The organism is Kribbella sp. NPDC104740 (genome assembly GCF_055583505.1).
This window is the reverse complement of record NZ_JBVJNV010000010.1, coordinates 203,618-230,550: the sequence shown is the minus strand read 5'-3', so window position 1 is coordinate 230,550 and position 26,933 is coordinate 203,618. Positions and strand designations below refer to the sequence as shown.

At 70.9% G+C, this 26,933-nt stretch carries 13 protein-coding genes and 1 tRNA gene; 5 read left to right on the top strand and 9 right to left on the bottom strand.

The window, feature by feature from the left end; all coding sequences use genetic code 11:
- Positions 1-6: 6 nt before the first annotated feature.
- Entirely contained in the window at positions 7-1,425 is a 1,419-nt protein-coding gene (locus ACZ6Z4_RS36545) for an ADP-ribosylglycohydrolase family protein (RefSeq protein ID WP_465576118.1), read from the bottom strand.
- A 66-nt stretch (positions 1,426-1,491) separates the two neighbouring features.
- Between ACZ6Z4_RS36545 and ACZ6Z4_RS36540 the strand changes: the two genes are divergently transcribed.
- A complete protein-coding gene (locus ACZ6Z4_RS36540; RefSeq protein ID WP_465576115.1) occupies positions 1,492-2,502 on the top strand; it encodes a pirin family protein in 1,011 nt (336 codons plus the stop codon).
- Positions 2,503-2,972: 470 nt separating this feature from the next.
- Here the strand turns inward: ACZ6Z4_RS36540 and ACZ6Z4_RS36535 are convergent, their stop codons facing one another.
- The 6 genes from ACZ6Z4_RS36535 to aceE form a co-directional block, all read right to left on the bottom strand.
- Entirely contained in the window at positions 2,973-3,569 is a 597-nt protein-coding gene (locus tag ACZ6Z4_RS36535) for a hypothetical protein (RefSeq protein WP_465576111.1), read from the bottom strand.
- A 91-nt stretch (positions 3,570-3,660) separates the two neighbouring features.
- Entirely contained in the window at positions 3,661-5,112 is a 1,452-nt protein-coding gene (locus ACZ6Z4_RS36530) for a peptide MFS transporter (protein WP_465576108.1), read from the bottom strand.
- A gap of 80 nt (positions 5,113-5,192) precedes the next feature.
- Complete coding sequence (locus ACZ6Z4_RS36525) at positions 5,193-5,714, bottom strand: GNAT family N-acetyltransferase (RefSeq protein WP_465576105.1); 522 nt, start codon at positions 5,712-5,714, stop codon at positions 5,193-5,195.
- Positions 5,715-5,758: 44 nt separating this feature from the next.
- Complete coding sequence (locus ACZ6Z4_RS36520) at positions 5,759-7,393, bottom strand: helix-turn-helix transcriptional regulator (protein WP_465576101.1); 1,635 nt, start codon at positions 7,391-7,393, stop codon at positions 5,759-5,761.
- Between the two features lie 42 nt (positions 7,394-7,435).
- Entirely contained in the window at positions 7,436-8,536 is a 1,101-nt protein-coding gene (locus ACZ6Z4_RS36515) for a flavin-containing monooxygenase (protein WP_465576096.1), read from the bottom strand.
- Between the two features lie 152 nt (positions 8,537-8,688).
- On the bottom strand, positions 8,689-11,412 hold the full coding sequence (gene aceE, locus ACZ6Z4_RS36510; RefSeq protein WP_465576276.1) for a pyruvate dehydrogenase (acetyl-transferring), homodimeric type: 2,724 nt from the start codon (positions 11,410-11,412) through the stop codon (positions 8,689-8,691).
- A gap of 316 nt (positions 11,413-11,728) precedes the next feature.
- On the opposite strand from aceE, the gene ACZ6Z4_RS36505 reads away from it, so the two are divergent.
- From ACZ6Z4_RS36505 to ACZ6Z4_RS36490, 4 genes are all read left to right on the top strand, one after another.
- A complete protein-coding gene (locus ACZ6Z4_RS36505; RefSeq protein WP_363674926.1) occupies positions 11,729-12,175 on the top strand; it encodes a DUF3052 domain-containing protein in 447 nt (148 codons plus the stop codon).
- A complete protein-coding gene (locus ACZ6Z4_RS36500) occupies positions 12,172-12,651 on the top strand; it encodes a peroxiredoxin (protein WP_465576091.1) in 480 nt (159 codons plus the stop codon). Before ACZ6Z4_RS36505 ends, ACZ6Z4_RS36500 begins: the two co-directional genes overlap by 4 nt.
- Positions 12,652-12,665: 14 nt before the next feature.
- Positions 12,666-12,737, top strand: a tRNA-Val gene (locus ACZ6Z4_RS36495).
- Between the two features lie 533 nt (positions 12,738-13,270).
- Positions 13,271-24,724 carry an amino acid adenylation domain-containing protein gene (locus ACZ6Z4_RS36490; protein ID WP_465576088.1) on the top strand — a complete coding sequence of 3,818 codons (11,454 nt, stop codon included), beginning with the start codon at positions 13,271-13,273 and terminating at the stop codon, positions 24,722-24,724.
- 156 nt (positions 24,725-24,880) lie between these two features.
- Here the strand turns inward: ACZ6Z4_RS36490 and ACZ6Z4_RS36485 are convergent, their stop codons facing one another.
- On the bottom strand, positions 24,881-25,423 hold the full coding sequence (locus ACZ6Z4_RS36485; RefSeq protein ID WP_465576085.1) for a hypothetical protein: 543 nt from the start codon (positions 25,421-25,423) through the stop codon (positions 24,881-24,883).
- Positions 25,424-25,779: 356 nt separating this feature from the next.
- Entirely contained in the window at positions 25,780-26,694 is a 915-nt protein-coding gene (locus ACZ6Z4_RS36480; RefSeq protein ID WP_465576082.1) for an ROK family protein, read from the bottom strand.
- Positions 26,695-26,933 lie beyond the last annotated feature (239 nt).

Sequence of the window (26,933 nt, the reverse complement as noted above, 5' to 3'; positions counted from 1 at the left end):
GTGTGGCTAGCCGGTCAGGGCGATCGTTCGGTCGACGAGTTCGTCGATGGTGATGCGGTCGAAGCCTCGGACGGCTGAGCGGACCACGCCGTTGCCTGCGGTCGCCAGCTCTTCTGGGATCGCCGCCGCGCCGTGGAGGGCGCCGAAGACCGAGCCGACCGTCGCGCCGTTGGAGTCGGTGTCGCGGCCCGCGCCAACGCACAGCGCGAGCGTGCGGACGTAGTCGCCGCCGCCCCAGAGCAGCGCCGTCGTGATGATCGCCGCGTTGTTGATCGTGTGGACCCAGTTGTACGGGAGGGTCTCGTCGATCCAGTCGAGGGCGTCGTCCGACGTACAGCCCTGTTCGTGCAGGTCGAGGAGGGCGCGCTGACTGTCGGCCAGGCGGGAGCGTGGCGGGATGACGGTCAGCGCGGTGCCGAGCGCGTCGGTGATCGAGTCGGCGACGAGCGCTTGGGCGACGAGGGCGGCGGCCCACTGGGCGCCGTACAGGCCGTTCGCCGTGTGCGACAGGCTCGCGTCGACCAGCGCCAGGCGGGCGGCTTCGGTCGGGTTGCCGGGGTTGGTGTAGCCGTAGGCGTCGACGCGGATGAGGGCGCCGATCCACTCGCGGTACGGGTTTCGGGTGGTCGCCGTGTCCGGTGGGCGGAGGCCGTGGACGAGATTGCGGTACGCCGCGCGCTCGGCGGTGTACGTCTGCGTGAACGGCATCCGGTCGAGCCACTCGCGGGCGACGTCCTCGGTGTGCAGCTCGCGGCCGTAGGTCTCGAGCAGGTGGAGGCCGAGCATCGTCCAGTCGAGGTCGTCGTCGCGCGGTACGGCGGTGAAGCGGCCGGCGGAGGCCTCGACGGCGGACGGGTGGAGAGTGATGCCGGGCGGGGGTGCGGCGACGTACGGGACGAAGCCGGTGAGGGGCCAGTCGCCGGCGGCCTCGAGGTAGGTGCGGACGTCGGCGCGACTGAGGCCTTCGACGGGTTTGCCCATGGTGTTGCCGACGCACCGGCCGAGCCAGGCGCCACGGATCTTGTCGGCCAGAGCCTGGGGCGAGTGCGCGCGACTTGGCGCCTCCACCATTTGGAACGCGCCTGCGGCGTCGCCCGACCTGGCTGGGCCGCGCTCGGCGGGCTCGTCCTGTACGGCGGCATCGAGGGCCAGTGCGCCTGCGGCCTCGCCCGTGCTGGCCGATGCCCGCGCGGCCTCGCCCGGGCTGGCCGGGGTCAGCAGCGTGGGTTCTGGTTCTTCGTGCGGCCAGTCCGGGTCCCGGCGCAGGGCTGCTAGATCCGCTTCGATGGCCGCCAGTTGAGTGAGGTCTCCTGCGGCCGCGGCGAGGCGGGCTCTCGCCTGGAGGTCGCCTACGGGGTAGCCGGCGCTCGCCAGTTGTTCGGCTTCGTCGGGGACGAGGTCGCGGAGATCGAGGGCGTCGTGCACGGGGGCCTCCGGGGTTGGGTGTGCCTACCGGATCACGCCTGGGGTGCTGGAGTCCATACTCGTGGCATGAGCGACTTGGAGAAGGATCCGGCCGAGGTCGTCTGCGAAGGGGCCGTGGCCGAGGGGCCGGTGCTGGAGCTGCTGGAGCCGCGGCAGGTGGTGCTCGGGCGGACGACGAAGGTCCGCCGGCTGCTGCCGAACAAGAATCGCCGGATGGTCGGCGCCTGGTGCTTCGCCGACCACTACGGGCCCGACGACCTGACCAAGCGGGTCGACTCGTACGACGTACCGGGGGAGCGCGGCATGCTCGTGCCGCCGCACCCGCACACCAGCCTGCAGACGGTGAGCTGGTTGTTCGAGGGCGAGATCGAGCACCGCGACTCGGCCGGCTCGCACGCGATGGTCCGCCCGGGTGAGCTGAACATCATGACCTCCGGCCCGGGGATCGCCCACTCGGAGATCTCGTTGCCCTCGGCACCTCCGACGCTGCACGGCGCGCAGCTCTGGGTCGCCCTGCCCGAGTCGGCGCGGAACACGGTCACCCCGACCTTCAACGCGTACGCCGACCTGCCGGTGCTCAAGCTCGACGGGGCCCGCGGCCAGGTGATGATCGGGACCGTCGCGGGCGTCACGTCGCCGGCGCCGGCGTACACGCCGCTCGTCGGCGCTGATCTGACGATCGAGCCTGGGCGGACGGTGAGCGTTCCGCTGACGCCGGAGTTCGAGTACGCCGTCCTGGTGGTCGACGGGTCGGTGAGTGCGGGAGAGGTCGCGCCGGGCTTCGGCGAGATGGCGTACTTCGGGACCGGCCGGGAGGCGATCGACCTGACGGCGTCGGTCGACGGCGCCCGGTTGCTGCTGCTCGGCGGTGAGCCGTTCGAGGAGCAGCTGGTGATGTGGTGGAACTTCATCGGGCGCTCGCATGAGGAGGTCGTTGCTGCGCGCAATGATTGGATGGCTTCGGTCGAGGCTGGTGGGTCGGCGCGGTTCCCTGTAGTTCCGGGCTATGACGGCGACCCGCTCCCTGCGCCGCCGCTGCCGGGTACCCGGCTCAAGCCGCGACCCCGGGCCCGCTGAGCCCACGGCTCGCTCACGGCCGGCCCGCGTCGGGTCGGCCTTGATGCGGCTGGCCCACCGCGGGTCGGCGGTGAGGCGGCTGGCACACCGCAGGTCGGCGGTGATGCGGCCGGGCGGGTCGTCTGTGGCTGAGGCCGCAGCGGCCGGGAGTTTGTGGACCAGTGGGATCACCGTCTGCCCGTCGCTGTTGCTCGGCTCGGCCGCGAGGTCCGCGCGTTGAGCGGTTGAGGTGTGGGCGGGGTTGGGGTGCTGTGCGGTTGGGGGTGTGCGGGAGGTTGGGGTGCTGAGCGGTCGGGGGTGTGCGGGAGGTGGCGTGCTGAGCGGTCGGGGGATCTGCGGAGGGTTCGCGCGCTGAGCGGCTGGAGATGTGGGCGAGGTTGGCGTGCTGTGCGGCTTGGGACGTGCGGGAGGTGGCGTGCTGAGCGGCTGGGGGTGTGGGCGAGGTTGGTGTGCTGAGCAGTAGTTCACCTTCATGACGCCGCCACGCGTTCCTGCCGGGCGCCGCTCACCCGGCGCCGGTAGTGCGCCCAGGTCAGCACTAGCAACGCCGGGCCCCACAGGTTCAACGGCGCGTACGACGCGATCATCAGCACCGCCGCTGCGTCGCTGCTGAACGGTAGCCAGTCTCCGCTGAACGCGTCGCGGAAGCCGAAAGTCCAGATCCCGATCAGCGCCAGGCTCCCCAGGACTGCGGGCACGATCGCGGCGTACGGGGCCACTCGGCGCCCGCCGATCCACGGGATCCAGGCGGGAACGACCTCACCCCATCGTCGCACCAGCCCGAACGCTGTTAGCGCGACAGCCTCCGAGAACAGGGTCAGGCACACGATGTACACGTGCTCGCCCCAGCCGTACAGCTGCGCGGGGCGGCCGGCGTCGTCCAGCATGCCCATCGAGAAGCCGGCGACCAGCCCGAGGCGCCACAGCCCGGACGGCAGTACGAGGAACGGGATCGCGTGCGCCAGCCACTCGGCCCACCGCGGCACAGGCCTTTCGGTCGCGCGGGAATCAGCAGCCCGGCTCACCACAGCCCGTCCGGCTGGACGCTCCACAGGTCTCTCGCTCATGCTGCAAGATTGCAAGGCGAAAGCCGCGAAAACCTCACCCACGTGGGGGATTCGGCTCCCCCGTGAGAGTGAACGGCGCCGCGACCGCGACTCAGCGCCGAGCGTGCCGCCGGATCCACGGCGACAAGAAGTACAGCACCACCGCGAACACGATCGTCACCACCGCCAGCCCACCGAAGTACGCCGTGTCCGACGCCCCCTCGGTCGCCTGCACCAGCTGCGCCGTGATCGCCTGCCCCGCGGCCGGCGCGAGGAACCACAGCGCCATCATCTGGCTCAGGAACGCCTTCGGCGCGAGCACGGTCGTCGCCGCGAGCCCGACGGGGGACAGGAACAGCTCGCCCAGCGTCTGTACGACGTACACGAGCACCAGCCACAGCGGCGAAGCCAGCCCGTCACCCGTCACGGCCGAGGCCACGGCCATGATCGCGAACGAGATCCCCGCCAGCAGCAGCCCGGTCGCGAACTTCTGCCCGATCCCCGGTCCACGGTCGCCGAGCTTGATCCAGACCGCGGCGAACACCGGCGCGAGCACGATGATCGAGAACGGGTTCACCGACTGGAAGAACTCCGGCGAGATCGAGATCCCGACCAGCTCCAGCGACGTCCGGTCGGCCGCGAACGTGGTCAGCGTCGTCGCGGCCTGCTCGAAGAGCATGAAGAACAGCATCGCCGCGACGAACAGCGGGATGTACGCCCGGACCTGCTGCTTCTCGGTCGGCGTCACCAGCGGGCTGCGCAGCAGCATCGTGAAGTACGCGATCGGCGCCAGGAAGCACAGGTACGAGATCGCGTCGACGACCGGCTTCGGCCCGATCCCGCCGGAGAGCCAGGCCGACACCGCGAACACGACCACCAGCAGCGCGACGACGGCGCCGGTGACGCGCAGCATCGCCGGCCGGTCCTCGGCGGTGAGCGGGTTCGGCGGCGCGTCGCCGCGGCCGTGCAGCGTGCGCCGCCCGAGCACGTAGGCGACCAGCGCCAGCGTCATCCCGACCGCGGCCGCCGCGAACGCGACGTGGAACCCGAACTCGCGGCGCAGGAAGCCGACCACGAACGGCGCGCTGAACGAGCCGATGTTGATCCCCATGTAGAAGATCGAGAACGCCGAGTCCCGCCGCTCGTCACCGTCCTCGTAGAGCGTCCCGACCATCGTCGACACGTTCGGCTTCAGCAGACCGGTGCCCAGGGCAACGAGCGCGATCCCGGCGTACGCGAGTCCCTCGACCGGTACGGCGAGCAGGATGTGCCCCGAGACGATCACCGCGCCGCCGTACAGCACCGTCCGGCGCGCGCCGAAGACCCGGTCGGCGAACCAGCCGCCGAGCACCGACAGCAGGTAGACCGAGGCGCCGTAGATCGACACGACCGCCTCGCCCAGCGACTGCCCGAGGCCGAGCCCGTGCGCCTGGTCGGTCAGGTAGAGCAGCAGGATCGCGCGCATCCCGTAGTAGCTGAACCGTTCCCACAGCTCGGTGGTGAACAGCGTCATCAGCCCACGCGGGTGCCCGAAGAAGGTCTTCTCCTGCTGCGTTTCCGACACGCTCGACTACTCCCCGTAGATCGACGACAGATCGACTCGACGGTAGACGGTGCCCGAACGGACGGGCCACCCGGGCCGTGTCAGAGCGTGATCCAGTACCGCCGCGTGAGTCCCAGCCACGTCTCCCGGACGTCCTCCAGTACCCCGCCGTTGCGCTCGATCGTCCGGGCCGACGCAGCGTTGTCGTCGTCGCAGGTCACCAGCACCCGCTCCATCCCACGCTCCCGCGCCCGCTCGAGCACAGCCCCCAGCGCCCACGTCGCCAGACCGCGCTGACGCGCCGACGGCCGTACGCCGTACCCGATGTGCCCGCCGCCGTCGAGCAGCTTCTCGTTCAGCCGGAACCGCAGCGTGATCGCGCCGGCGTACTTGCCGTCGTCAACGATCCACCAGTACGCCGCCGGCACCCGCCCCGGCGCGAGCTCGCGCGTCTCGTCGCTCTCCAGCCGCAGCCGCTCGACCCACGCCCCGAACCCCTCGACGCTGCCGACATCGTCGGACTCGTGCACACCGGAACCGTGCTGCGCATCAGCTCCCCACTCAGCAGACGACTCCAACCAGGAGTCCCGCAACGCAACGGTCGGCGCGATCAGCTCAGGCATGCCGCAAAGCCTAGTTCCGCACCCACCACACCCTCACCAGGTTTTCACAGCAGATCCCGCTCCCGAGCGGAGGCGACCGCCGCCGTCCGCGAAGGCACCGACAGCTTCGTGAAGATGTTCGACAGATGCCGCGCGACGGTCTTCTCACTCAGCACCAACTGCTGAGCGATGGCCGTGTTGCTGTTGCCCGCAGCCACCAACCGCAGCACCTCGACCTCCCGAGGCGTCAACCCACCAGCGTTCGGCCGGTGCAGCAACCGGCCCGCATCCTCACGACACCCAGCAGCCCCCAGCGAACTGAACGCCTGGAACGCAGCCCCCAACTCAGCCGCAGCAGAGTCCTCGTCACGCATCAACCGAAACGCCCGACCGACCAGCACCCGAGCCCGCGCCACCTCGTACGGCGCCTGCAGCTCACCCCACACCTCGACAGCCAGCCGAGCCTGCGGCAGCGCCCGCTCCGGATCCCCAGCGGCCAGCGCGACCAGCCCAGCGCTGTACGCCGCCATCGCACGCAGCCCGCTGCAGCCGAAAGCAGCAGCGATCTCCGACAGCTCGGTGCACGCCAGCTCAGCATCGTCCAGACACCCACCGGCTACCAGGATCTCGACTCCAGCAGGCAGCAGCCGCGACCGCTGCACCGGTCCAGGCGTCTCAGCAAGCAGCCGGCGGATCGCAGCGAGCGCTGCCGGCGTACGGCCGCGCGCCAGCCACAGCAGCGCCAGCCCGGGCTGCGGCTCGTAGCCATAGCCCGAGGACTGCTCGTAGGCGGTCTCAGCGAGCACCAGCTCACCCCTGATCCGCAGCACGTCCCCGCGCTCGCTCAAAGCGAGTCCTGCGGCGATCTGCGAGTGCAGCGCGGCGTACCGGCGGCAGGCCCGGTCGAACTCCTCCAGCGCCTCAGCAAAGGCTCCACGCAGCCGCAGGATCTGGCCGCGGTGCACCGCGCACTGGCCGGTGTAGGGGACCAGCCCGGGCTGGCTGTCGCACCACCTGGTCAGCGCGCTGGTCCAGGCCGACGCCCGCCCGAAGTCCAGCACCTCCTGGCAGGCCTCGATCATCGCGCAGTAGACCATCCCGCCGATGACCGGCGACAGCTCACCGGCGGCCACCGTGACCATCGCCTCGTCGAGCAGCGCGAGCCCCTCCGGGACCTGGCCGGCGAAGATCATCAGCCGGCCCTGGCAGACCAGACCCTGCGCCAGCAGGTCGTCGCTGCCGAACTGCCGGCCCAGCGCGGTCAGCTCGGTCGCCACCCGCAGCGCGCCGGGGAAGTCCTGCCGCTCGAGGTGCCGGAAGAACTCGTGGATCAGCAGGTACCCGCGCTCGACCAGGTCATCGGGCTGCTCGGCCAGCAGCCGCTGCGCCCGCGCGATCCACCCGCTGCCGACCGCCGCCTCGCGCCGCAGGTCGAAGACCAGCCCGAGCCAGAACGCGAACCGGATCGCCCACAGCGTCTCCCCGCTGCTGATCCCGGCCTGGTAGCCGCGCTGGAGGGCCCGGATGCAGGCGTCGTCGTCCCCGGCCAGGTACGCCGCGGTGCCGAGCGCCATCAGGTCGTCCGGCCCGAGCTCGCCGCGACCGAGGTCGTCGACGGTCGCCAGCCGGTCGTACGCGATCGCCCAGTCCCGGCGCTCGAAGGCCTTCCGGGCCCGCTCCAGATCGTCGACGATCCCCATCGCGTATCCGCCCCCTCCTGCCGAGAGTACGCGCGTGGAGCCTCAGGCGGCAGCCGCCGTACGCCGTACGCCGGAGCGCGCGACGATCTGCTTCGCGACGTACTCCGCGTCCCGCCCGACCCCCGGCAGCGTCATCGAGGTGAACGCGAACTGGAACGACAGCCCGCAGAAGAACAGGCCGGGCGCCGACGGCGTCACGCCGCGCGACTCCTCGGGCCAGCCGTCCGCGCCGATCACCGGCAGGTCGATCCAGTCGAACACCTGCCGGAACCCGGTGCACCAGACCACGTTCGCGACGTCGAGCACCCGTCCGTCGGCGAGCACCGGCAGCCCGTCCTGGACGCCGACGACCCGCTCGGGAACCCGCTCGACTCCGCGCTCGAGCAGGTCCTCGCGCTTCACCCGCAGCATCGGGCCGCCGTGGAAACGGATCTCGCTGAGCGCCTTGCGGCCCATCGGCGTCCGCCGGGTCAGCACGTGCGTCCCGACGAACACGAACACCGGGAAGAACAGCCGTGCGCCCTTCTTCTCCAGCCGGACCGGGATCTGCCCGGGGTCGCGGCCGCAGAGGATCGTCGGGTGCGTCGGCGCCACCTCGAACGCGACGTCGGTGCCCGAGTGCGACCCGCCGACCACGAGCACCGGCCCGTCCTTGAGCTGGTTCGGCCGCCGGTACTCGCTCGAGTGCAGCTGCCGGATCGCCGGGTCCAGGTCGACCGCGAAGTCCGGGAGGTACGGCGTCCGGCCGAAGGTGCCGGTGGCAACGACGACGTTGTCGGCCAGGATCCGGCGGTCGCCGGTGGTGACGGCGAAGCCGCCGTCGGCCGGCTCCAGCCGGTCGACCGTCGTACCGGTCCGGACCGGGAGGTCGAAGCGCTCGGCGTACGACTCCAGGTAGTCGGCGACCTCGTCCTTGCCGGGGTACGACCAGCCGGCGCCGGGGAAGCGCAGGCCCGGCAGGCCGTCGTACCGCCTGGGCGTGTAGAGCCGCAGGGAGTCCCACTGGGCCCGCCAGTTGTCGCCGATCCGCGCGTTCGCGTCCAGTACGACGAACTGCCGCCCGCGCCTGCGCAGGTGGTACCCGGTCGCCAGGCCGGCCTGCCCGGCGCCGATGACGACCGTCTCGATCCGTTCGGTGAACATCGCCCTGTCCCCTCGTCGTGGCTGATGCTCCGACGCTAGGGACGCGGCCCGGGCGGCCGCGTCGGGCGATTTACCCAACCCGGCGGGCGGCGGGCGTACATATGCAAAGGGCCGCCCACCGAAAACGGTGGACGGCCCGGGCAGGGCACCGGTCAGGCGCCGGCGCCCTCCTGCTGCACTCCGGCGACCGCGGTCGGGTCGTCGATCCGGTACTTGCGGGCGGCCTCGGCGGCCACCTCGCGCTTCACGTCACCGCGCTTGGCGAGGATCTCCAGCGTCGCCACCACCACCGACTCGGCGTCGACGTGGAAGTGCCGGCGCGCCGCCGCGCGGGTGTCGGCCAGACCCCAGCCGTCGGTACCGAGCGAGGTGTAGTCGTTCGGGACCCAGCGCGAGATCTGGTCCTGGACCTGGCGCATGAAGTCGCTGACCGCGACCACCGGGCCCTTGGTGTCCTTCAGCTGCTCGGTGACGAACGGCACCCGCTCGTCCTCGTCGGGGTGGAGCAGGTTGTGCTCCTCCGCGGCGATCGCGTCGCGGCGCAGCTCGTTCCACGAGGTCACCGACCAGACGTCGGCGGCCACCGAGTACTCCTCGGCGAGGATCTGCTGGGCCTTGCGGACCCACGGCAGCGCCACGCCGGAGGCGAGCAGCTGGACCCGCGGCGCGTCGGCCTCGGCCTGGCCCTCGCTGAAGCGGTACATGCCCTTGAGCAGCGCCGCGACGTCGAGGTTCTCCGGCTCGGCCGGCTGCGCGACCGGCTCGTTGTAGACGGTCAGGTAGTAGAAGACGTCCTCGCCGTACGGCTTGTCCTTGTCCAGGCCGTAGCCGTACATCCGGCGCAGCCCGTCCTTGACGATGTGCGCGACCTCGTAGGCGAACCCGGGGTCGTAGTGCACGGCCGCCGGGTTCGTCGAGGCGAGCAGCGGGGAGTGCCCGTCGGCGTGCTGCAGACCTTCGCCGGTCAGCGTCGTACGGCCGGCCGTCGCACCGACCAGGAAGCCCCGGCCGAGCTGGTCGCCGAGCGCCCAGAGCGAGTCACCGGTGCGCTGGAACCCGAACATCGAGTAGAAGATGTAGAACGGGATCATCGGCTCGCCGTGCGTCGCGTACGCCGTCGCGGCCGCGATCATCGAGCCCATCGCGCCGGCCTCGCTGATGCCCTCGTGCAGCAGCTGGCCCTGGGCCGACTCCTTGTACGACAGCAGCAGCGCGCGGTCCACCGACTCGTACTGCTGCCCGTGCGGCGAGTAGATCTTCGCCGTCGGGAACATCGAGTCCATGCCGAAGGTGCGGTACTCGTCCGGCGCGATCGGGACGATCCGGTCGCCGATCTCCGGGTCCTTCATCAGGTCGCGGAAGAGCCGGACCAGCGCCATCGTGGTGGCCACCGGGGTCTTCTCGTTGCCCTTGCTGAGCGGCGCGTAGACCTTGTCGCCGGGCAGCGTCAGCGTCTTCGGCTTGACCCGGCGCTCGGGCAGGAAGCCGCCGAGCTGGCGCCGCCGCTCCATCATGTACTGGTACTCCGGCGAGTCCGTGCCGGGGTGGAAGTACGGCGGGTTGTAGGCGTCCTCGAGGTCCTTGTCCTCGATCGGCAGGTAGAGCCGGTCGCGGAAGATCTTCAGGTCGTCCGAGGTCAGCTTCTTCATCTGGTGGGTCGCGTTGCGGCCCTCCAGCGCCTCGATCGTCCAGCCCTTGATGGTCTGGGCCAGGATGACGGTCGGCTGGCCGACGTGCTCCTTGGCGCTCTTGAACGCGGCGTACACCTTGCGGTAGTCGTGACCGCCGCGGGGGAGCTTGCGCAGGTCGTCGTCGGACAGGCCGCTGACCATCTGCTGCAGCCGCTGGTCGCCGCCGAAGAAGTTGTTCCGGATGTACTCGCCGGACTCGACCGAGTAGGTCTGGAACTGGCCGTCCGGGGTGGTGTTCATCTTGTTCACCAGCGCGCCGTCGTGGTCCTGCGCGAGCAGCGCGTCCCACTCCCGGCCCCAGATCACCTTGATCACGTTCCAGCCGGCGCCGCGGAAGAACGCCTCCAGCTCCTGGATGACCTTGCCGTTGCCACGGACCGGGCCGTCCAGCTGCTGCAGGTTGCAGTTGATCACGAAGGTGAGGTTGTCGAGCTCCTCGCGGGCGGCCAGGCCGATCGCGCCGAGCGACTCCGGCTCACCCATCTCGCCGTCGCCCAGGAACGTCCAGACGTGCTGGTCGCTGGTGTCCTTGATGCCGCGGTTGTGCAGGTACCGGTTGAACCGGGCCTGGTAGATCGAGTCCAGCGCCGCCAGACCCATCGAGACCGTCGGGTACTCCCAGAAGTCCGGCATCAGGCGCGGGTGCGGGTACGACGACAGGCCCTGGTGCGGACCGCGGGAGACCTCCTGGCGGAACCCGTCAAGCTGGTCGGCGGTGAGCCGGCCCTCGAGGAACGCCCGGGCGTACATGCCGGGGGAGGCGTGACCCTGGATGAAGATCTGGTCGCCACCGCCCGGGTGGTCCTTGCCGCGGAAGAAGTGGTTGAAACCGACCTCGTACAGGCTCGCCGCGGACTGGTAGGTGGCGATGTGGCCGCCGACCTCCAGGCCCTTGCGGTTGGCCTTGGAGACCATCACCGCGGCGTTCCACCGGATGAAGGCCCGGATCCGGCGCTCGATGTGCTCGTCACCGGGGAACCACGGCTCGCGCTCGGGCGGGATCGAGTTGATGTAGTCGGTGCTCCGCAGAGCCGGTACGCCGACCTGTCGCTCCCGGGCCCGCTCGATCAGCTTGAGCATCAGGTAGCGCGCTCGCGCCTTGCCACGCTCGTCCAGCACGGCGTCGAGCGATTCGACCCACTCACGAGTTTCGTCGGGGTCGATGTCGGGGAGCTGGGTCGGCATCCCCTCGGTGATGATGGCTGGTGGTTCGTGTCCGGAAGCCACGGTGTCCTGCCGTTCTGTCTAGTCGATCCTGCCAAGCACTAGTCGGTACTCCTAGCAATCCTGTCACCTGTTCGGAATGCGTTCTACTTTGCGTCCCCCCGAGTGTGGAAAACCGCCTCCGGAGCCCGGTGGGAGCGGACACGCTCGGTCCACGGCACGCGGATACCGGACACGTCACGGAACCCTCGTGCATACTTGCGCGACGCGGTAGGCCACGATGGACTACTGCTACTGACGCCTACCCCCGGTCCCCGGGGACGACGGAGGAGGACACGTGAGCGCGACCGCGGACCACGCGGACGGCAAGAGCGGCGAGCCGAACATGGCGAGCCGGCTCGGCCTGGAGAGCGGCTGGGTCGTCCAGGAACTCGGCTACGACGACGACTGCGACGACGACCTGCGCGACGCGATCCAGGCCACGACCGGCGAGGAGTTCGTCGGCGAGGACACCGATGACGTCGTGGACGTCGTACTGCTCTGGTTCCGGGACGGTGACGGCGACCTGGTCGACGCACTGTTCGACGTCCTGACCGACCTGAAGGCCGGCGGCGTGGTGTGGCTGATGACGCCGAAGGTGGGCCGGGACGGCTACGTCGACGCCAGCGACATCGCCGAGGCGGCCCCGACCGCCGGGCTGTCCACGACCAGCAGCCTGACGGTGACCGACGACTGGTCCGCCACCAAACTGGTGATGCCGAAGTCGCCACGGGTCAAGAAGTGAGCCCCGCTGCCGTCCCCCAGGTCGGCAGCGCGGCACCGGACTTCACCGCACGCACGCAGCACGGCGAGCCGTTCCGCCTCAGCTCCCTCAGGGGCGGGCGGCCGGTGGTCGTCGTGTTCTACCCGTACGCCTTCAGCCGGGTCTGCACGAGCGAGCTGGAGGCGCTGCGGGACCGCTCCGACCTGCTCGCCGCGGCGGACTTCGTCGCGGTCTCCTGCGACCCGATGTTCACCCTCCGCGCGTACGCCGAGTCGGCGGGGCTGGAGTTCGCGCTGCTCAGCGACTTCTGGCCGCACGGGGCGGTGGCGTCGGCGTACGGGGTGTTCGACGCCGAGCGCGGATGCGCGCTGCGCGGGACCTTCGTGATCGATCCCGCGGGGATCGTGCGCTGGTCGGTGGTCAACGACGTACCGGACGCGCGGGACCCCGGCGACTACGCCCGCGCGTTGGCGGAACTGGTCCCCGGACTCGGGTAAAGTACGTCGCTCCCGGGTGCTTAGCTCAGCGGTAGAGCGCTTCCCTTACAAGGAAGATGTCGGGGGTTCGATCCCCTCAGCACCCACCCTTCCCGTACGCCGTGGCGGCTTCCTGCCAGTTGGCGGTTCGGCCGTATCCGATCGGCCCGACGCTCGTTGTCTTCTCTGTCAGCGGCCGAACGATTTCTTAACTTTCGGCTGTTGAGAACTGACTCCTCCAGCCCACCCACCGGCTGGTAGGGTTCACGGCTGTCGGTCGGCACGTTGAGGCAACGCCGCCCGGCCGCAACGGGGCTGTTCTGTCGGTGAGAGCGAGACGGGTCTGCCCTGAGCCCGGCTCCGTCCAGTTGGGGAGGCGCGTGTCCGTGGGTCGCCGACTTGGCCCCGCTGAGGTCCACACCCGTCCCCAGCAGCTGTTCAACCTTTCCCCGAACCCGACCGCCTGCCGCACCACTGGTTCGCGCGCGGCCGCGAGGCCGCTCCGCCCGGGGGCGACGGCCCCCTCTCACTCCGCTTTCCCTGACCCGCACCCGACCGCCCACGTCCGGCAGGCGTACGTCGTACCGGGTTTGACGACTGCTGCCCCGGAGCAGGCTGACCTGGTGGTGGCTTCGGCGTGGTGAGGAACGGCGCGGACCGACCGGCGATCAGCACCGGGCCGGCCCTGATGATCCCGGCCGGGTACCCCCGTGACCTGCCCAGCGCGCTCCTGCGCGCCGCCCGCGACTTCGGCACCGCCGGCGTCGTCGAGATCGGCCCCGACGGCCGCGAGACCCGCCTCGACTTCCCGACCCTGCTCGAGCTCGCCGCCCGGATCCTGGCCGGCCTGCGCGCCAACGGCGTCCGCGCCGGCGACCCCGCCGTCGTGCACTGCACCGAACCGGTCGGTTTCTTCGCCGCCTTCTGGGCCTGCACCCTCGGCGGCATCCGCCCGCTGCTCATCTCGCCCTCACCCGCCGGCGACCGCTCCGAGGAGGGCCGCGAGCGCCTCCGCAAGGTCACCGACCTGCTCGGCTGGACCGTCCTGATCGGCCGCCCGAGCGACCTCCCCGACGACCTCGGCCTGCCCGTCCTCGACCCCGACGCCCTGGCCGGCCACGAACCGACATCGGACTTCCACCGCCCGGCGGCCGATGACGTCGCCGTACTGATGATGTCGTCCGGCAGTGCCACCGGTACGCCGAAGCTCACCCAGCTGACCCACCGCGGCCTCGTCGAGTTCGCCGCCGGTACGCCGGCGATGCTGCCGGTCCGCCCCGGCCAGGTCACGCTCAACTGGCTCCCGCTCGACCAGAGCGGCGCGTTCCTGCTCTACCACCTGCTGCCCGTCTTCACCGGCTGCACCAACATCCACGTCAACACCGGCTGGATCCTGCAGAACCCGCTGCGCTGGCTCGACCTGATGGACACCCACCGGGCCAACCACTCCTGGTCCCCGAACTTCGGCTACCGCCTCGTCACCACCGCCATCGCCGGCGAACCGGACCGGCACTGGGACCTGTCCGCCCTGCGCAGCCTGGTCAGCGGCGGCGAGCAGATCACCGTCCCGGTGATGAGCGAGTTCCTGCGCCTGACGAACCGCTTCGGCGTCGTACCGGAGACCTTCGTCGCGGCCTGGGGGATGACCGAGACCGTCACCGGCATCACCTTCGCCCGCCCCGGCCTCACCCCGAACGTGCACCGCGTCCGCATCCCCCCGACCGGCGTCGTCGAGTGGGTCGACCAGCACACCCCCTCCGGCAAGGTCGCCGTCGCCCGCCCCGGCAAGCCGCGCGTCGACGCCCCCGGCGTACTGAACCTGCTGTCGGTCGGCGCACCGGCCCCCGGTACGACGGTCCGCATCGTCGGCCCGAACGGCGCCGTCCTCCCCGAAGGCCGCATCGGCCAGCTCCAGGTCGCCTCCGCCCGCGTGACTCCTGGCTACCTGGGCAACCCCGACGCCGACCGCGCCGCCTTCCCCGTCGGCAACTGGCCCGCCCGCAAGTGGCTCGCTACCGGCGACCAGGCCTTCATCGCCGGCGGCCAGGTCGTCATCACCGGCCGCGACAGCGAACGCATCGTCCTCAACGGCGAAAACCACTACGCCCACGAGATCGAGGCCGTCGCCGCGTCGGTGCCCGGCGCCCCCCAAGGCTTGATCGCCGCCTGCGGCATCGCCGACAGCACCACCGGCACCGACCGCCTGATGGTCTTCTACGCCGACGTCCCCGAAACTGCGACCGCAGACCTCGCCGCCGCGATCGGCGAAACCATCTTCACCCGCCTGGCCCTGACCGCCCAGGTAGTCCCCGTCCCCCTCCACCAATTCCCCACCACCCCCGGCGGCAAGATCCTCCGCCCCCTCCTCAAACAACGCTGGATCGAAAACAGCTTCGACCACTCCCGGCCGCTCCGCCCTGCTGCGCTTGCCGATCCCCTCGATCGCGCGGCTGAGCCGCCGACGTTCGAGGAGGACCCGTCGGAGCGGACCATGGAGCTCCCGGTCGTGCGCCTGGCGTGGCGGCGGGAGATCAAGGACTCGATCCCGAAGCCGCCCGAGCGCCCGACGCTGGGGGCGAACCGGGATGCTCCGCCGTACGACGAGCTGTCGGCTGCGCCCTCCGATGATTTGGACGCGGCTCCCGCGAAGCCGTCGCCCGCTGACGCGCTCAAGACCAGCTCCGAGGAACCGACATCCGCTGACGCCCTGCCGTCCCCGGAGGCTGCCCCCTCGACGGCGAGTGACGCCCTCACACCCGACGCCGAGCTCGCGCCGTCCGACGCTCTCACGCCCGACGCCGAGCTCGCGCCGTCCGACGCTCTCACGCCCGACGCCGAGCTCGCGCCGTCCGACGCTCTCACGCCCGACGCCGAGCTCGCGGCATCCGACGCCCTCAGGCTCGACGCCGAGCTCGCGCCGTCCGAGGCTCTGTTGTCCCCTGACGCAGACACCACGTCCGCAGCCTCGGACGCGCTCACGTCCGCAGACGCCGCGTCTCTCCCGTCGCCGGACGATGCGCTCGAGCCTCCTACTCCCGCTGACGGCACGACGTCGTTCCCCGACGCCCGCTCGGCGGACGCGTCGACCGGCCTGTCTCCCGACGCCACGTCGGCCCCGGAAGCCGCCGCGGAGACCTTGGCACCCTCCGGCGCCGAGCATGCGCCAGCTGATGGCGAGCCGGCCTCCGTCGACGCCGAGATCTCATCCGCAACCGACGAGAAGTCCACCGACGAGCCGCGCACGGAAGCGCAGCCCTCAGATGCCTCTCAGCCGGAGTCGGGAACCGCAGTCGACGCTTCTCAGCCGGAGCAGGCAACCGCAGCCGACGCCCTGCTCACCGCCAGCGCCCTCGAAGCCGAGCCGGCATCAGCTGACGAACTCACGCCCGAGCACCAGCCGAATGCCGCGGACGAGCCCGGACGATCCGCTGCGGACAAGCCCGCACGATCCGCCGAAGACAAGCCCGAACGGTCCGCCGAGGCGCCAAGCGCAGACCGAACGGCCGAAGCAGACCCGCAGCCGACCGACGCAGAGCAGACTCAGTCCGACGCGGCCATCGCCGAAGCGCTCGCGGCCGACGCACCCGCGGCCGACGAGACTGAGGCTGGCGCAGCCTCGGCCGTCGTACCTGAGACTGACGCACCCTCGGCCGACACGTTGACATCGGCGCAGGCATCCGACGCCAGCGACCAGCCAGTCAGCGTGTCCACTGAGGACCGAAGCGCAGCCGCTTCCGACGCTCGCTCACCTAACGGGCAGGCTGCAGCAGCTACGGACGTCCCCTCGCCCGACGTACAGACGCCCGACGCCGAGTCGGCGGCCCCGAAGCAGGCCGACGCGCCCCAGCCCGACGCCCTGCCGACCAGCGCCGTACCAGCTGATGCGGCCCCAGCCGTCGCGGCAGCAACGAGCGAGCTCCCCACCGGCGCGACGCCTGCCGACCCTGGCGAAGCAGACGCGGTTGCGACAAACGAGCTGTCAGCTGACGCGACACCAGCTGACGCGGAGCTGGCCGACGCGGGCGCTACGGGTGTGCTCCCGACCGACACGGCGGCTGCTGACGCGAGCGAGGCGGACGCGGCGGCGACGGGCGAGCTGCCAAGTGACGCGGCACCGGCTGACGCGGACCTCGCCGATGCGAGCGCAACGGGCATGCTCCCGACCGACACAGCAACTGCTGACGCGAGCGATGCTGACGCGGCGGCGACGGACGAGTCGCCAACTGACGCGGTCCCGGCTGACGTCGGCGAGGCCGACGCGATGGCGACGAGCGAGGCCTCGGCCGCCGAGCAACAGCTCGATGCTGCGGTGACATACGAGGTGGCGATCGACGCACCCGCCGACCGTTCCGGAGCCACCCCGAGCTCGGCTGATGAGCAGTTGGACGAGGCGTCGACCGACGGGCCGTCGAAGGACGCGGCGGCTGAGTCCGACGCCGACGGTGACGCGTCGGCTGACCCGCAGGCTGCGGACGTGACGTCGGCAGATGCAGCCGCAGACGAGGGCGACACATCCGCCGTACAGACTGATGAAGCGGACTCCGACTCAACCGTCGACGAGTCCGCCGCTCCGGATGCGCAGGCGGCGACCGAGGAGGCCGGCGAGGCTGCGGTTGCGTCGAACGGCGCTGGCGAGCCGGGCGTCGAGACGGACGCCCCGGCAAATGCCGACGAGGCGGCCGATCAGCCGGCGGTCGGTGGTGACCAGGCTGCCGAGGCTGGAAAGCAGACGGTTCGCGACGACGCTGCGGTTCGAGTTGCCGGTGATGAGCTGTCCACCGACGCCGAAGCACAGGACCTCGCCGAGTCGATCGGTGCAGACGCGCAGCGGCCTGCCGACGAGGACGCGCGGGCCGACATCGACGAGCCGACCGACGAAGCCGAACAGGCCGACACCGACGAGCCGACCGGTGAGGCGCAGGCTCTGGGCGACGACCCGGTCGGCGACGGTACGGCGGTGCGTGCCGACGAGTCGGACGATGTAGCGGCTGCAGGCGACGCGGCCGAGGTAGACGCGCAGGCTGACGCCGTCGAGCCGACCAACGAAGCCGAACAGGCTGATGTCGACGACCCGGCCGGTGAGACGCAGGATCGAGTCGACGGATCGTCCGGCGATGGTGCGGCGGTGCGTGCCGACGAGTCGAACGGTGCAGCTGCCGCTGGCGACGCGGCGGCCGAGGTAGACGCTCAGGCCGCCGATGATGCGGCGCCTGCGGCAGCAGAAGACGAGGAGACGACGGAGGAGTCGCTGTCGGCAGCTGCCGAGGACGACACGGCACCGGCAGAAGCCGATGCGTCGTCGCCCGAGGACGCCGTGGGGTCTGGCGCGACCGAGCCTGCCGGAAGCACCGAGGAGGCCGCCGAGGCTCGAAAGTCTGCGGAAGTGGAGCAGGCTAGTGAAGCTGAGCTGGCCGGTAACGCTGAGCAGGCCAGTGAGGCTGAGCAGGTCTCGGAAGCAGTGCAGACCGGCGAGGCCGGGCGGGCCGTTGAAGGTGCGCAGACCGGTGAGGCCGAGCAGGACGCTGAGGCTGGGCTGGTCGGGGAAGCTGAGCAGGTTGCCGAGGCTCAGCAGGTGTCTGAGGCTGGGGGGACCGTCGAACCCGAAGATACCCCGAAGGATGCTGAAGCCGAGTCGATTGCTCGAGCCAGCGACGGTGAGCAGGCTGCTGAGGCTGAGCAGGCTTCAGAGGCTGCCGAGGTTGAGCGGACTGCCGAGGGCGGCGACGCTGAGCGGGCCGGTGACGCGGAGCAGGACGCTAGTGCGCCTGAGGTCGCGGAGCTGGCGGCGGAGTCGGTAGACGCTCCGGCGGATGACGAGGGCTCGGCGGCGGTTGAGGGCGACAGCGCCACGGCGGCCGAGGCTGGTCAACTGGGCGAGAGCGAGCCGGCTGGTGACGCAGAGCGGGCCAGCGAGGCGGGAGTCGGGCTCGTCGCCGAGGCGGCTGCCGAGAACGCGGCTGAGGTCACCGGCGATGAGTCGGCCGACGCCGCCGTACCGGCCGACGGTGACGTGCCGGCCGACGGTGACGTGCCGCGCGCGGGCGTCGGACCGGCGGCTGGCGAGGTCCCGGGCGTTGGCGAGTCGGTGGCCGATGCCGGGGCTTCTGAGGAGATCGCGGCAGTTGCTAGCACCTCGGACGAGGAAGCGGCAGCTGCCGGCGCCTCGGAGGAGGGCGTGGCGATTGCTAGTGCCTCCGCGGGGCTTGCGGCTGCGCCGGTGCTTCCTTCTCGGCGGGCGGGAGACGACGACCAGCAGGCGGGCGATGGCCAGCCGACGGGCGCCGCGGATGTTTCTGTTGCGGAGTTGGTGCCTGCGGCGGCGGTGAAGAGCCCGGCTCACGCGGGGCGCGGTGCGGCGGCGGGTGTGGTTGTGGAGCCCGTGGCTGTGGTGGGGTTGGCTGCTCGGCTTCCCGGCGCGGGCGGGTTGGACCAGTTCTGGGACAACCTCGTCAACGGCGTCGAGAGTCTGCGGCGCTTTTCGCCGGAGGAGCTTGGCGACGCTGAGGCGTTTGGGGATGACGAGCTCGTCGCGGTCAGTGGTGCGCTGGATGACGTGGAGTCGTTCGATGCTGCCTTCTTCGGGCTCAGCGCTCGTGAGGCCGAGCTGACCGATCCGGCGCAGCGGTTGTTCCTCGAGGTTTGTCAGCAGGCGCTGGAGCACGGTGGGCACGCGGGGTCGACGGACCGGATCGGGGTGTTCGCCGGGTCGGGGATGAACCTGTACGGCGCGCAGCCAGGCGAGAATCTGGCGACTCGCGTGGCCTACCGGCTCGGGCTGACGGGGCCGGCGATCGGCGTACAGGCGGCTTGGTCGTCGTCGTTGATCGCGGTGCATCTGGCTTGTCAGGCGTTGCGGAGTGGGGATGCCGATCTCGCGCTCGCCGGAGCGGCCGCGGTTCATGTGCCTCAGGCAACGGGCTATCACGCGAGTGCGGGGTCGATCCTTTCGCCGTCGGGGCATCTGCGGGCGTTCGACGCCGACGCGGACGGGACCGTGGGGGGCAACGGCGTCGCCGCCGTGCTGTTGAAGCGGTTGGACCAGGCGATCGCCGACGGCGACACCGTGTACGCCGTGATTCGTGGGTCCGCCGTCAGTGAAGGGGACCAGGTCGAGCTGGTCGAGCGGGCGCTGGAGAAGTCGGGTGTCCCGGCCGAGTCGATCAGTTACGTCGAGGCTAGTGCGGCCGGTACGCCGGACGCCGACGCGGCCGAGTTCCTTGCCCTGAGCAATGCCTTGCGCAAGCACACGGACAAGGTCGGGTTCTGCACGATCGGGTCGGTGAAGCCCAACATCGGGCACCTGGCCAGCGCGGCCGGGATGGCCGGGCTGATCAAGACCATCCTGATGCTGCAGCACCGCACGCTCGTCCCGACGATCAACTACGACCGGCCGAACCCGAAGCTGCAGCTGTCGGGCAGCCCGTTCGTGATCGGCACGCAGGTCGGCGACTGGAAGTCCGGTACGCCGCTGCGCGCGGGCGTCAGCGCGATAGATGCCCGGGGCACCAGTGCGCACGTGATCCTGGAGGAGGCGCCGCGGCAGATCCGGCGCGGCGACGACGGCCCGGTCGTGCTGGCGCTGTCCGCGCCGGACCCGGACGGGCTGAGCGATCTCGCGGAGCTGTACCGCGCCGACTTCGAGGCCGGGACCGGGCACCGCCTGATCGACCTCGCCGGTACGGCGGCGCTCGGGCGGCCCGCGCACCGGCACCGGATCGCGATCGCCGGGTCCTCGGAGCAGGAGCTCGCGGAGGCGCTCGGTTCGGCGATCCCGGCGGAGGTGCCGCGCGGCGGGCCCGGCCCGCTCGGGTACGCGTTCACGGGGCAGGGTGCTGCCAGACGTGGCATGGCGTCAGGTCTTGCAGCACGGTTCCCGGTGTTCCGGTCGGTGCTCGACGAGTGCGACAAGGTGTACGCCGACGAGTTCGGCGGGAGCCTGCTCGAGCTGCTGCTCACCCCGGCGACCGGGACCGAAGGCGTGTGGCCGACGGAGACCGCGCAGCCGGCGCTGTTCGCGTTCGAGCTGGCGCTCGCGCGGCTGTGGGAGTCGTTCGGCGTACGGCCCGCGCTCGTCGTCGGGCACAGCGTCGGCGAGTACGCCGCGCTCTGCGTCGCCGGCGCTTTGTCGACCGCGGACGGCGTCCGGCTGACCGCGAAGCGCGGCGAGCTGATGCAGCGCGGAACGGTGCCGGGGGCAATGGTTGCCGTGCGCGCCGATGCCGATCGGGTTCGGGAGCTGGCCAAGACGCCTGGTGTGGAGGTTGCTGCGGGCAACGGTCCGCAGTCGTTCGTGCTGGCGGGGTCCGAGGTGATCGTCGGGCAGCTGGCCGAGCAGCTCGACCGGTTGCAGGTGTCGTGGCAACGACTCGACGTCGACCGGGCGTTCCACAGCTCGCTGGTCGACCCGATCCTTGCCGACTTCGCCGAGTTCGTTGCCACGGTCAAGCTTCGGCCGCTGCGGACGCCGATGGTGTCGTCGTGGTCGGGCGAGCTGCTGGAGAGCGGGACGAAGCTCGACGAGGACTATCTGGTTGGTCAGCTGCGGCAGCCGGTGCTGTTCGGCGATGCCGTCGAGGCGCTGACCGCGGCGGGGTGCCGGCGGTTCCTGGAGCTCGGGCCGGACGCCGTACTGTCGCCGGCCGGGCGGCGGATCGCGCCGAACAGCACGTGGATTCCTGCGCAGCGGCTTGGGCAGGATCCGGTCCTGGCGACGATGAACGGGCTTGCTGAGCTGTACCTGCAGGGGACCGAGATCAACTGGGCGAAGGTGTACGCCGATGGTGGGCGGGTGCCGTTGCCGACGTACCCGTTCCGGAAGGTGCATCACCCGGTCGATGTGTTCGCGCGGGCGGAGTCGGCGAAGGCCGCGCCGGTCGAGGAACCGGCCGATGAGCCGCGGTTGGTCGAGCGGACGAGTGGTGCGCTGAAGCGGATCCCGTTGGACCCGCCGGCGGCGAAGGCCGAGGCGGTTCCTGCGGAGCCGGAGGCTGCGGAGGAGGAGTCGCCGTTCGCGATCCCGGCGGATGATGTCGATCGGGTCAGCGTTGTGCCGGTGGAGACAGCTGTAGTCCAAGACGAGCGCGCGGCTGAGCAGCAGCCCGAAGGTGCTGCGGCTGGGGACAAGTCGGCGGCGGCGCAGCAACCCATGACCGTTACAGGTGAGCAGCCCGCGGCTGCGGCGGAGTCCGGGTACGCCGCCGCGGCGGACCCCGAGGTTGTCGCCGAGCGGTACCGGGAGTCCCTGGATCTGGTGCTCGACCTGACCAGCGAGCAGCTCGGCCTCGACCCGTACGACGTCACCGTCGACCACTCGTTCAAGGAGCTCGGGGCCGATCCGGCGCTGATGCAGCGGGTTGTCGACGAGGTGCACCGCAAGTTCGACGTCGAGGTGAAGGCGACGGCGCTGTTCGAGGACCTGATCACGCCGCACAAGCTCGCGTCGGCGGTCGCCGCGAAGACGCCGCCGTCGGCGTTCACCGCGAAGGCCAAGCCGGTCACGCTGAAGCCGCCGCGGATCAAGGTGCTGCCCGAGGTCCCGAAGAAGCCGGAGCCGAACTCGCGGACCGCGCTGGCGGTGCTCGGTTCGGGCCTCGCCGAGCTGGCGGCGCGAGTCGATGCGGCTGCCGCGGCGACCAGCGAGGCTGATCTGCCGGGCTCGGGGATGGCGGCGCTGATGTCGCAGCAGCTGCGGGTTGCCAGCCAGCTGGTCGACGGCGTCACGAAGCTGATGCACGAGCAGCTGGCGCTGCTGGGCGACGTGCCCCAGCCCGCAGCCGAAGCGAAAGCGGCCGCAGAGACGGTTGAGTCCTCCAGCTCACCCCAGGTCGAAGAGAGCGACGCGGCGACGATCGAAGCCGAGCGTGCTCGTCAGCGCGCCGCGATCGAGTACTGGCAAACCGCGTTGAGCGGCGCCCAGCCGCTGGTTCTGCCCGCTGACAGGGCGCGCCCCGAGGCCGCAGCCGGTACGGCGTCGCTCGTGCACGAGCTCGACCCCGGTCTCGGCGAGGCCGTCTTCGCGTTCAGCCGGCAGCGGCGGCTCAGCCCGTTGATGACGATGCTCGCCGCCGTCGGTACCGTGCTCGGCCGGTTCGCCGCGCAGGACGACATCACCATCGGCGCGGCCGCGCTCCGCAGCCAGGAGCCGACCCCGTTGCCGCTGCGGATCGATCTGTCCGGCGAGCCCGATCTCGGTGAGCTCGCGCAAAGGGTGCGTGAGGCAACGACCGGCGCGTTCGACCACGCCGGCGCCGACCTCGCCGTACTCGAGCAGGACCCGCTCTACCAGGTCCTGGTCGTCTTCGAGCCGACCACCGACGAGCTGCCGAGCGGTCTCGATCTCCGGCTCACGCTCGCCAACCACGCGCAGGGCATCACCTGTACGGCGGACTACCGCTCCGGCCTGTTCGACGAGTCGACGATCAAGCGGTTGCTCGACTACCTCGAGGCTGTCCTGCGCCGCGCGCTCACCCAGCCGGCCGCGTCGCTGCCCGAGCTGATGCTGCCGATCGAGTCCGACCGGCTCGCGCTGCGCGAGCTCGAAGGCGCGGCCCCGGCGAGCGGGCCAGTCGGGCGCGTTCGCCGCAACGCGGTCGTCAGCGGCGAGCTGAGCGGGCTGCACACACTGTTCGAGCAGCAGGTCGCCCGTACGCCGGACGCGGTCGCGCTGATCCACGGCGAGCGCGAGATCTCGTACGCCGAGCTTGACCGGCGTGCGAACGCGGTCGCGTGGCAGCTCGTCGACCTCGGCGTGAAGCCTGGGCAGCTGGTCGCCGTACGGGTCGCGCGGGGCGCCGAACTCGTGGTCGGCGTACTGGCGGTGTTGAAGTCCGGAGCTGCTTACCTGCCGTTGGATCCGGGCGTCCCGGAGGGTCGCTGGGCGTTCATGACCGCCGACGCCGGGGCGGTGGCGCTGGTCGGTGACGATGCCGCGCTGGCCGACCGGCTCGGGCTGCGGCTGGTGCCGGTTGTTGCCTCGGGCGACGACGTACGGGCCGGGCAGGCGCCGCCGGTGAAGGCCGCGGCCGATGACGTTGCCTACTGCATCTACACGTCAGGCTCGACCGGGAACCCGAAGGGCGTCGCCGTACCGCATCGCGGGCCGGTGAACCTGATCCGGCACTACCTGCGGTCGCGGTCGTCGCTGCGGACGCTGCAGTGGACGTCGTTCGGGTTCGACGTGCACGTGCAGGAGATGTTCACGGCGCTCGCGTCGGGCGCGGCGCTGGTGCTGATCGGCGAGGACGACCGGTACGACCCGGACGCGGTCGTTGCCGCGCTCACCGAGTACGGGATCGAGCGGCTGTTCATGACGTTCACGCCGCTGACCGCGCTGCTCGCGACAATGGACGAGATGCCGGAGCTGCCGGCGCTGCGGGAGATCGTCGCCGGTGGTGAGGCGATGGTGCTGACGCACGGGATCCGTGACTTCCTGGCGGCGCACCCGGAGTGCGTGCTCTACAACGAGTACGGGCCGACGGAGGCTTCGGTGGTGACGACGATCCACCAGGTCGATCCGGCCGAGGACCGGCCGTCGATCGGGCGGCCGATCGACGGGGTCGTCGTACGGCTGCTGGACGAGGCGCTGCGGCCGGTGCCGGTCGGGGCGGTCGGGGAGATCCATCTCGGTGGGGTGGCCGTTGCCCAGGGCTACATCGGGCGGCCGGACGAGACGCTGACGTCGTTCGTCGCGGATCCGTCGACGCCGGGGAGCCGGCTGTACCGGACGCGCGATCTCGGGCGGTGGCGGCCGGACGGGACGCTCGACTACCTTGGGCGGGTCGACGACCAGGTGAAGATCCGCGGGCACCGGGTCGAGCCGGGCGAGACCGAGCATGTGCTGGCCGATCTCGACGGGGTGATCGACGCGGTGGTTGTCGCGTGCGTGAATCCGGCGGGGGACACGTGCCTGATCGGGTACGTCGTACTCGAGGACGAGGACCCGGCGGTGCTCGCGCGGCTGATGCTGGAGCTGACCAAGGAGTTGCCGATCTACCTGGTGCCGGCGGACCTGATCCCGATCGAGGAGCTCCCGCTGGACGCCGCCGGCAAGCTCGACCGCCGCCAGCTGCCCGAGCCGGAGTGGCTCCACGACTGAGGGACACACCCCACAGCAAAGCCCGCCCGGCGTACGCCGGGCGGGCTTCGAAACACCTGGACTTCGGTTCTGCACCCCGGACGGGGGATGGATCCCGGTGACAGCCCTCCCGCAGTCACCGGCCCACCGTCCGCGGTGCAGAACCCGCGTTGATCCTCATCCCTCCTGAGGATCGATCGCACTCGCGGCCCGGCGGCGGAGCAGTGCGTAGGCACTGATCACGCAGATGAGCAGCGAGTAGACGGCCCAGACGGATCCGACGTTGCCGAGCTCGTCCCCGTTCCCACGGGATCCGAGGGCGACGACGGCGGTGACCGCGACCAGCGCGATCAGTGGGCCGGTCCAGCCCAGCACGCCCATCCGCACCGGACGCTCGGACTCGGACGGGTCGTCCGGATCGTGTGCGGCGGAGATGGCGCGTCCCCGCAGGGACTCGTGCAGGGCCGCGACGCCGCACGAGGCGGCGACGTTCAGCAGCAGCAGGCGGTCGGCGACGTCGGCGACCGGTACGCCGGCGACGGTGCCGTACAGGACGGCGTACACGTCGACCGGGACCGTCGCGGCGGCGGCGCCGACGACGACCAGCTGGAACAGGCGCGGGCGGCGTACCGAGGCCCGCAGACGGCCGTGCGCGCTGGTGGTGACGACCACCAGCGCGGTGAAGAAGAGTGCGAAGACGACGAGTACGGCAGCGTCCATCAAGAGCGGTTCCTCTGCTCGAGCGTTGCCCCGGACAACGCTGGTGGACGTGCGTACGAATGGTCTGCTGCCCGCGTGCGCGGCGGAGAGTCGCCTCTCCGCCGCACTCGCAAGCGGTCAATCCCTGGCATGCAGGCCCCCCTGATTGCCCTTGGATGACGTGCCCCCACCCCATCCATCCGTTGCATCGGGTGGACAGGGGTCGCCGTTACAGACTTTTCGGCATTGGGTAAAAATTGCACAAAATTGCGCGGGAGATCCCTTTCCGCGCGGTGCAAATGTGTGTACGACGTGCGGCCGGTGCGGCCGCGATCACCGTGAGCTTTCTGTCGGGTTGTCCGACAAAGTTCAACTACTCAGGTGGTCGCCCAGGCGAGCCGGGCCGCGCCCAGCAGACCGGCGTTCGCGAGCTGCGCCGGCTCGACGGTGAGGTCGGTGACGAACGGCAGCTGCGCGAGCCGCTTCACCCAGCGCGTGACCGGGTCGAACAGCACCGGCCCGGCCTTCGCGACACCGCCGCCGATCACGACGGTGGTCAGGTCGACGGTCACCGCGGTCGCGACGATGCCTGCGGCAAGGGCCTGGGCGCCGTCGTCGAAGACCGCGAGCGCGATCTCGTCCCCGGCCGCGGCGTCCGCCGACAGTACGGCGGCGTCGACCTGCTCGCCCGTCCGCCAGCCGCGCCGCTGCGCGCGGGCGACCATCCGCGGGCCGCTCGCGTACGTCTCGACGCACCCGTACGAACCGCACGCGCACGCCTCGCCGTCCAGGTCGACCACCATGTGCCCGAGGTGCGCCGCGTTGCCGGACTGGCCGAGCAGCGGCTTGCCGTCGACGACGATCCCGGCGCCGACACCGGTCGAGACGACGATGCCGAGCAGCGTGTCGACCGCACGGCCCGCGCCGGTCCACGACTCACCGAGCGCGAAGCAGTGCCCGTCGACGCCCAGCTCGACCGGTACGTCGCCGACCAGCGCGCGGACCCGGTCGACGAGCGGGAAGTTGCGCCAGCCGGTGATGTTCACCGGGGAGACCAGCCCGTGGGTCAGGTCGAGCGGCCCCGCCGACCCGATCCCGACCGCGACCGGCGTCGTACCGCCGCTGACCCGCCCGACCAGCTCCGCGAGCGCGCCGAACACCTGGTCGGCGTCGCCGGGCGGCGTGAGGATCCGGTCCTCGGTGAGAATCGTCCCGTCGGCGGCCACCAGCGCGGCGGCCATCTTGGTACCGCCGATGTCGATGCCGAGAACGGTCGCGGACTCGTCGGTCATGGGCGGGTGATCTGCACTGTCACGGTGATCGGACTCCGGTCGGTGGCGGTCAGGTCGAGAGACAACGTTATCCGCAAGTGGCTGATACAGCGAGAGGTAACTGTGGCTAATCACGCATCACCACGCCACACAGTGCGCAGAATCGGCCCCGGAACACACTGAACGTCACTGACAACGATGGCCTTTGAGAGGACAAAAAAGCTCCCCGCCGTACGACGGGGAGCAATTTTGCGGGAAGG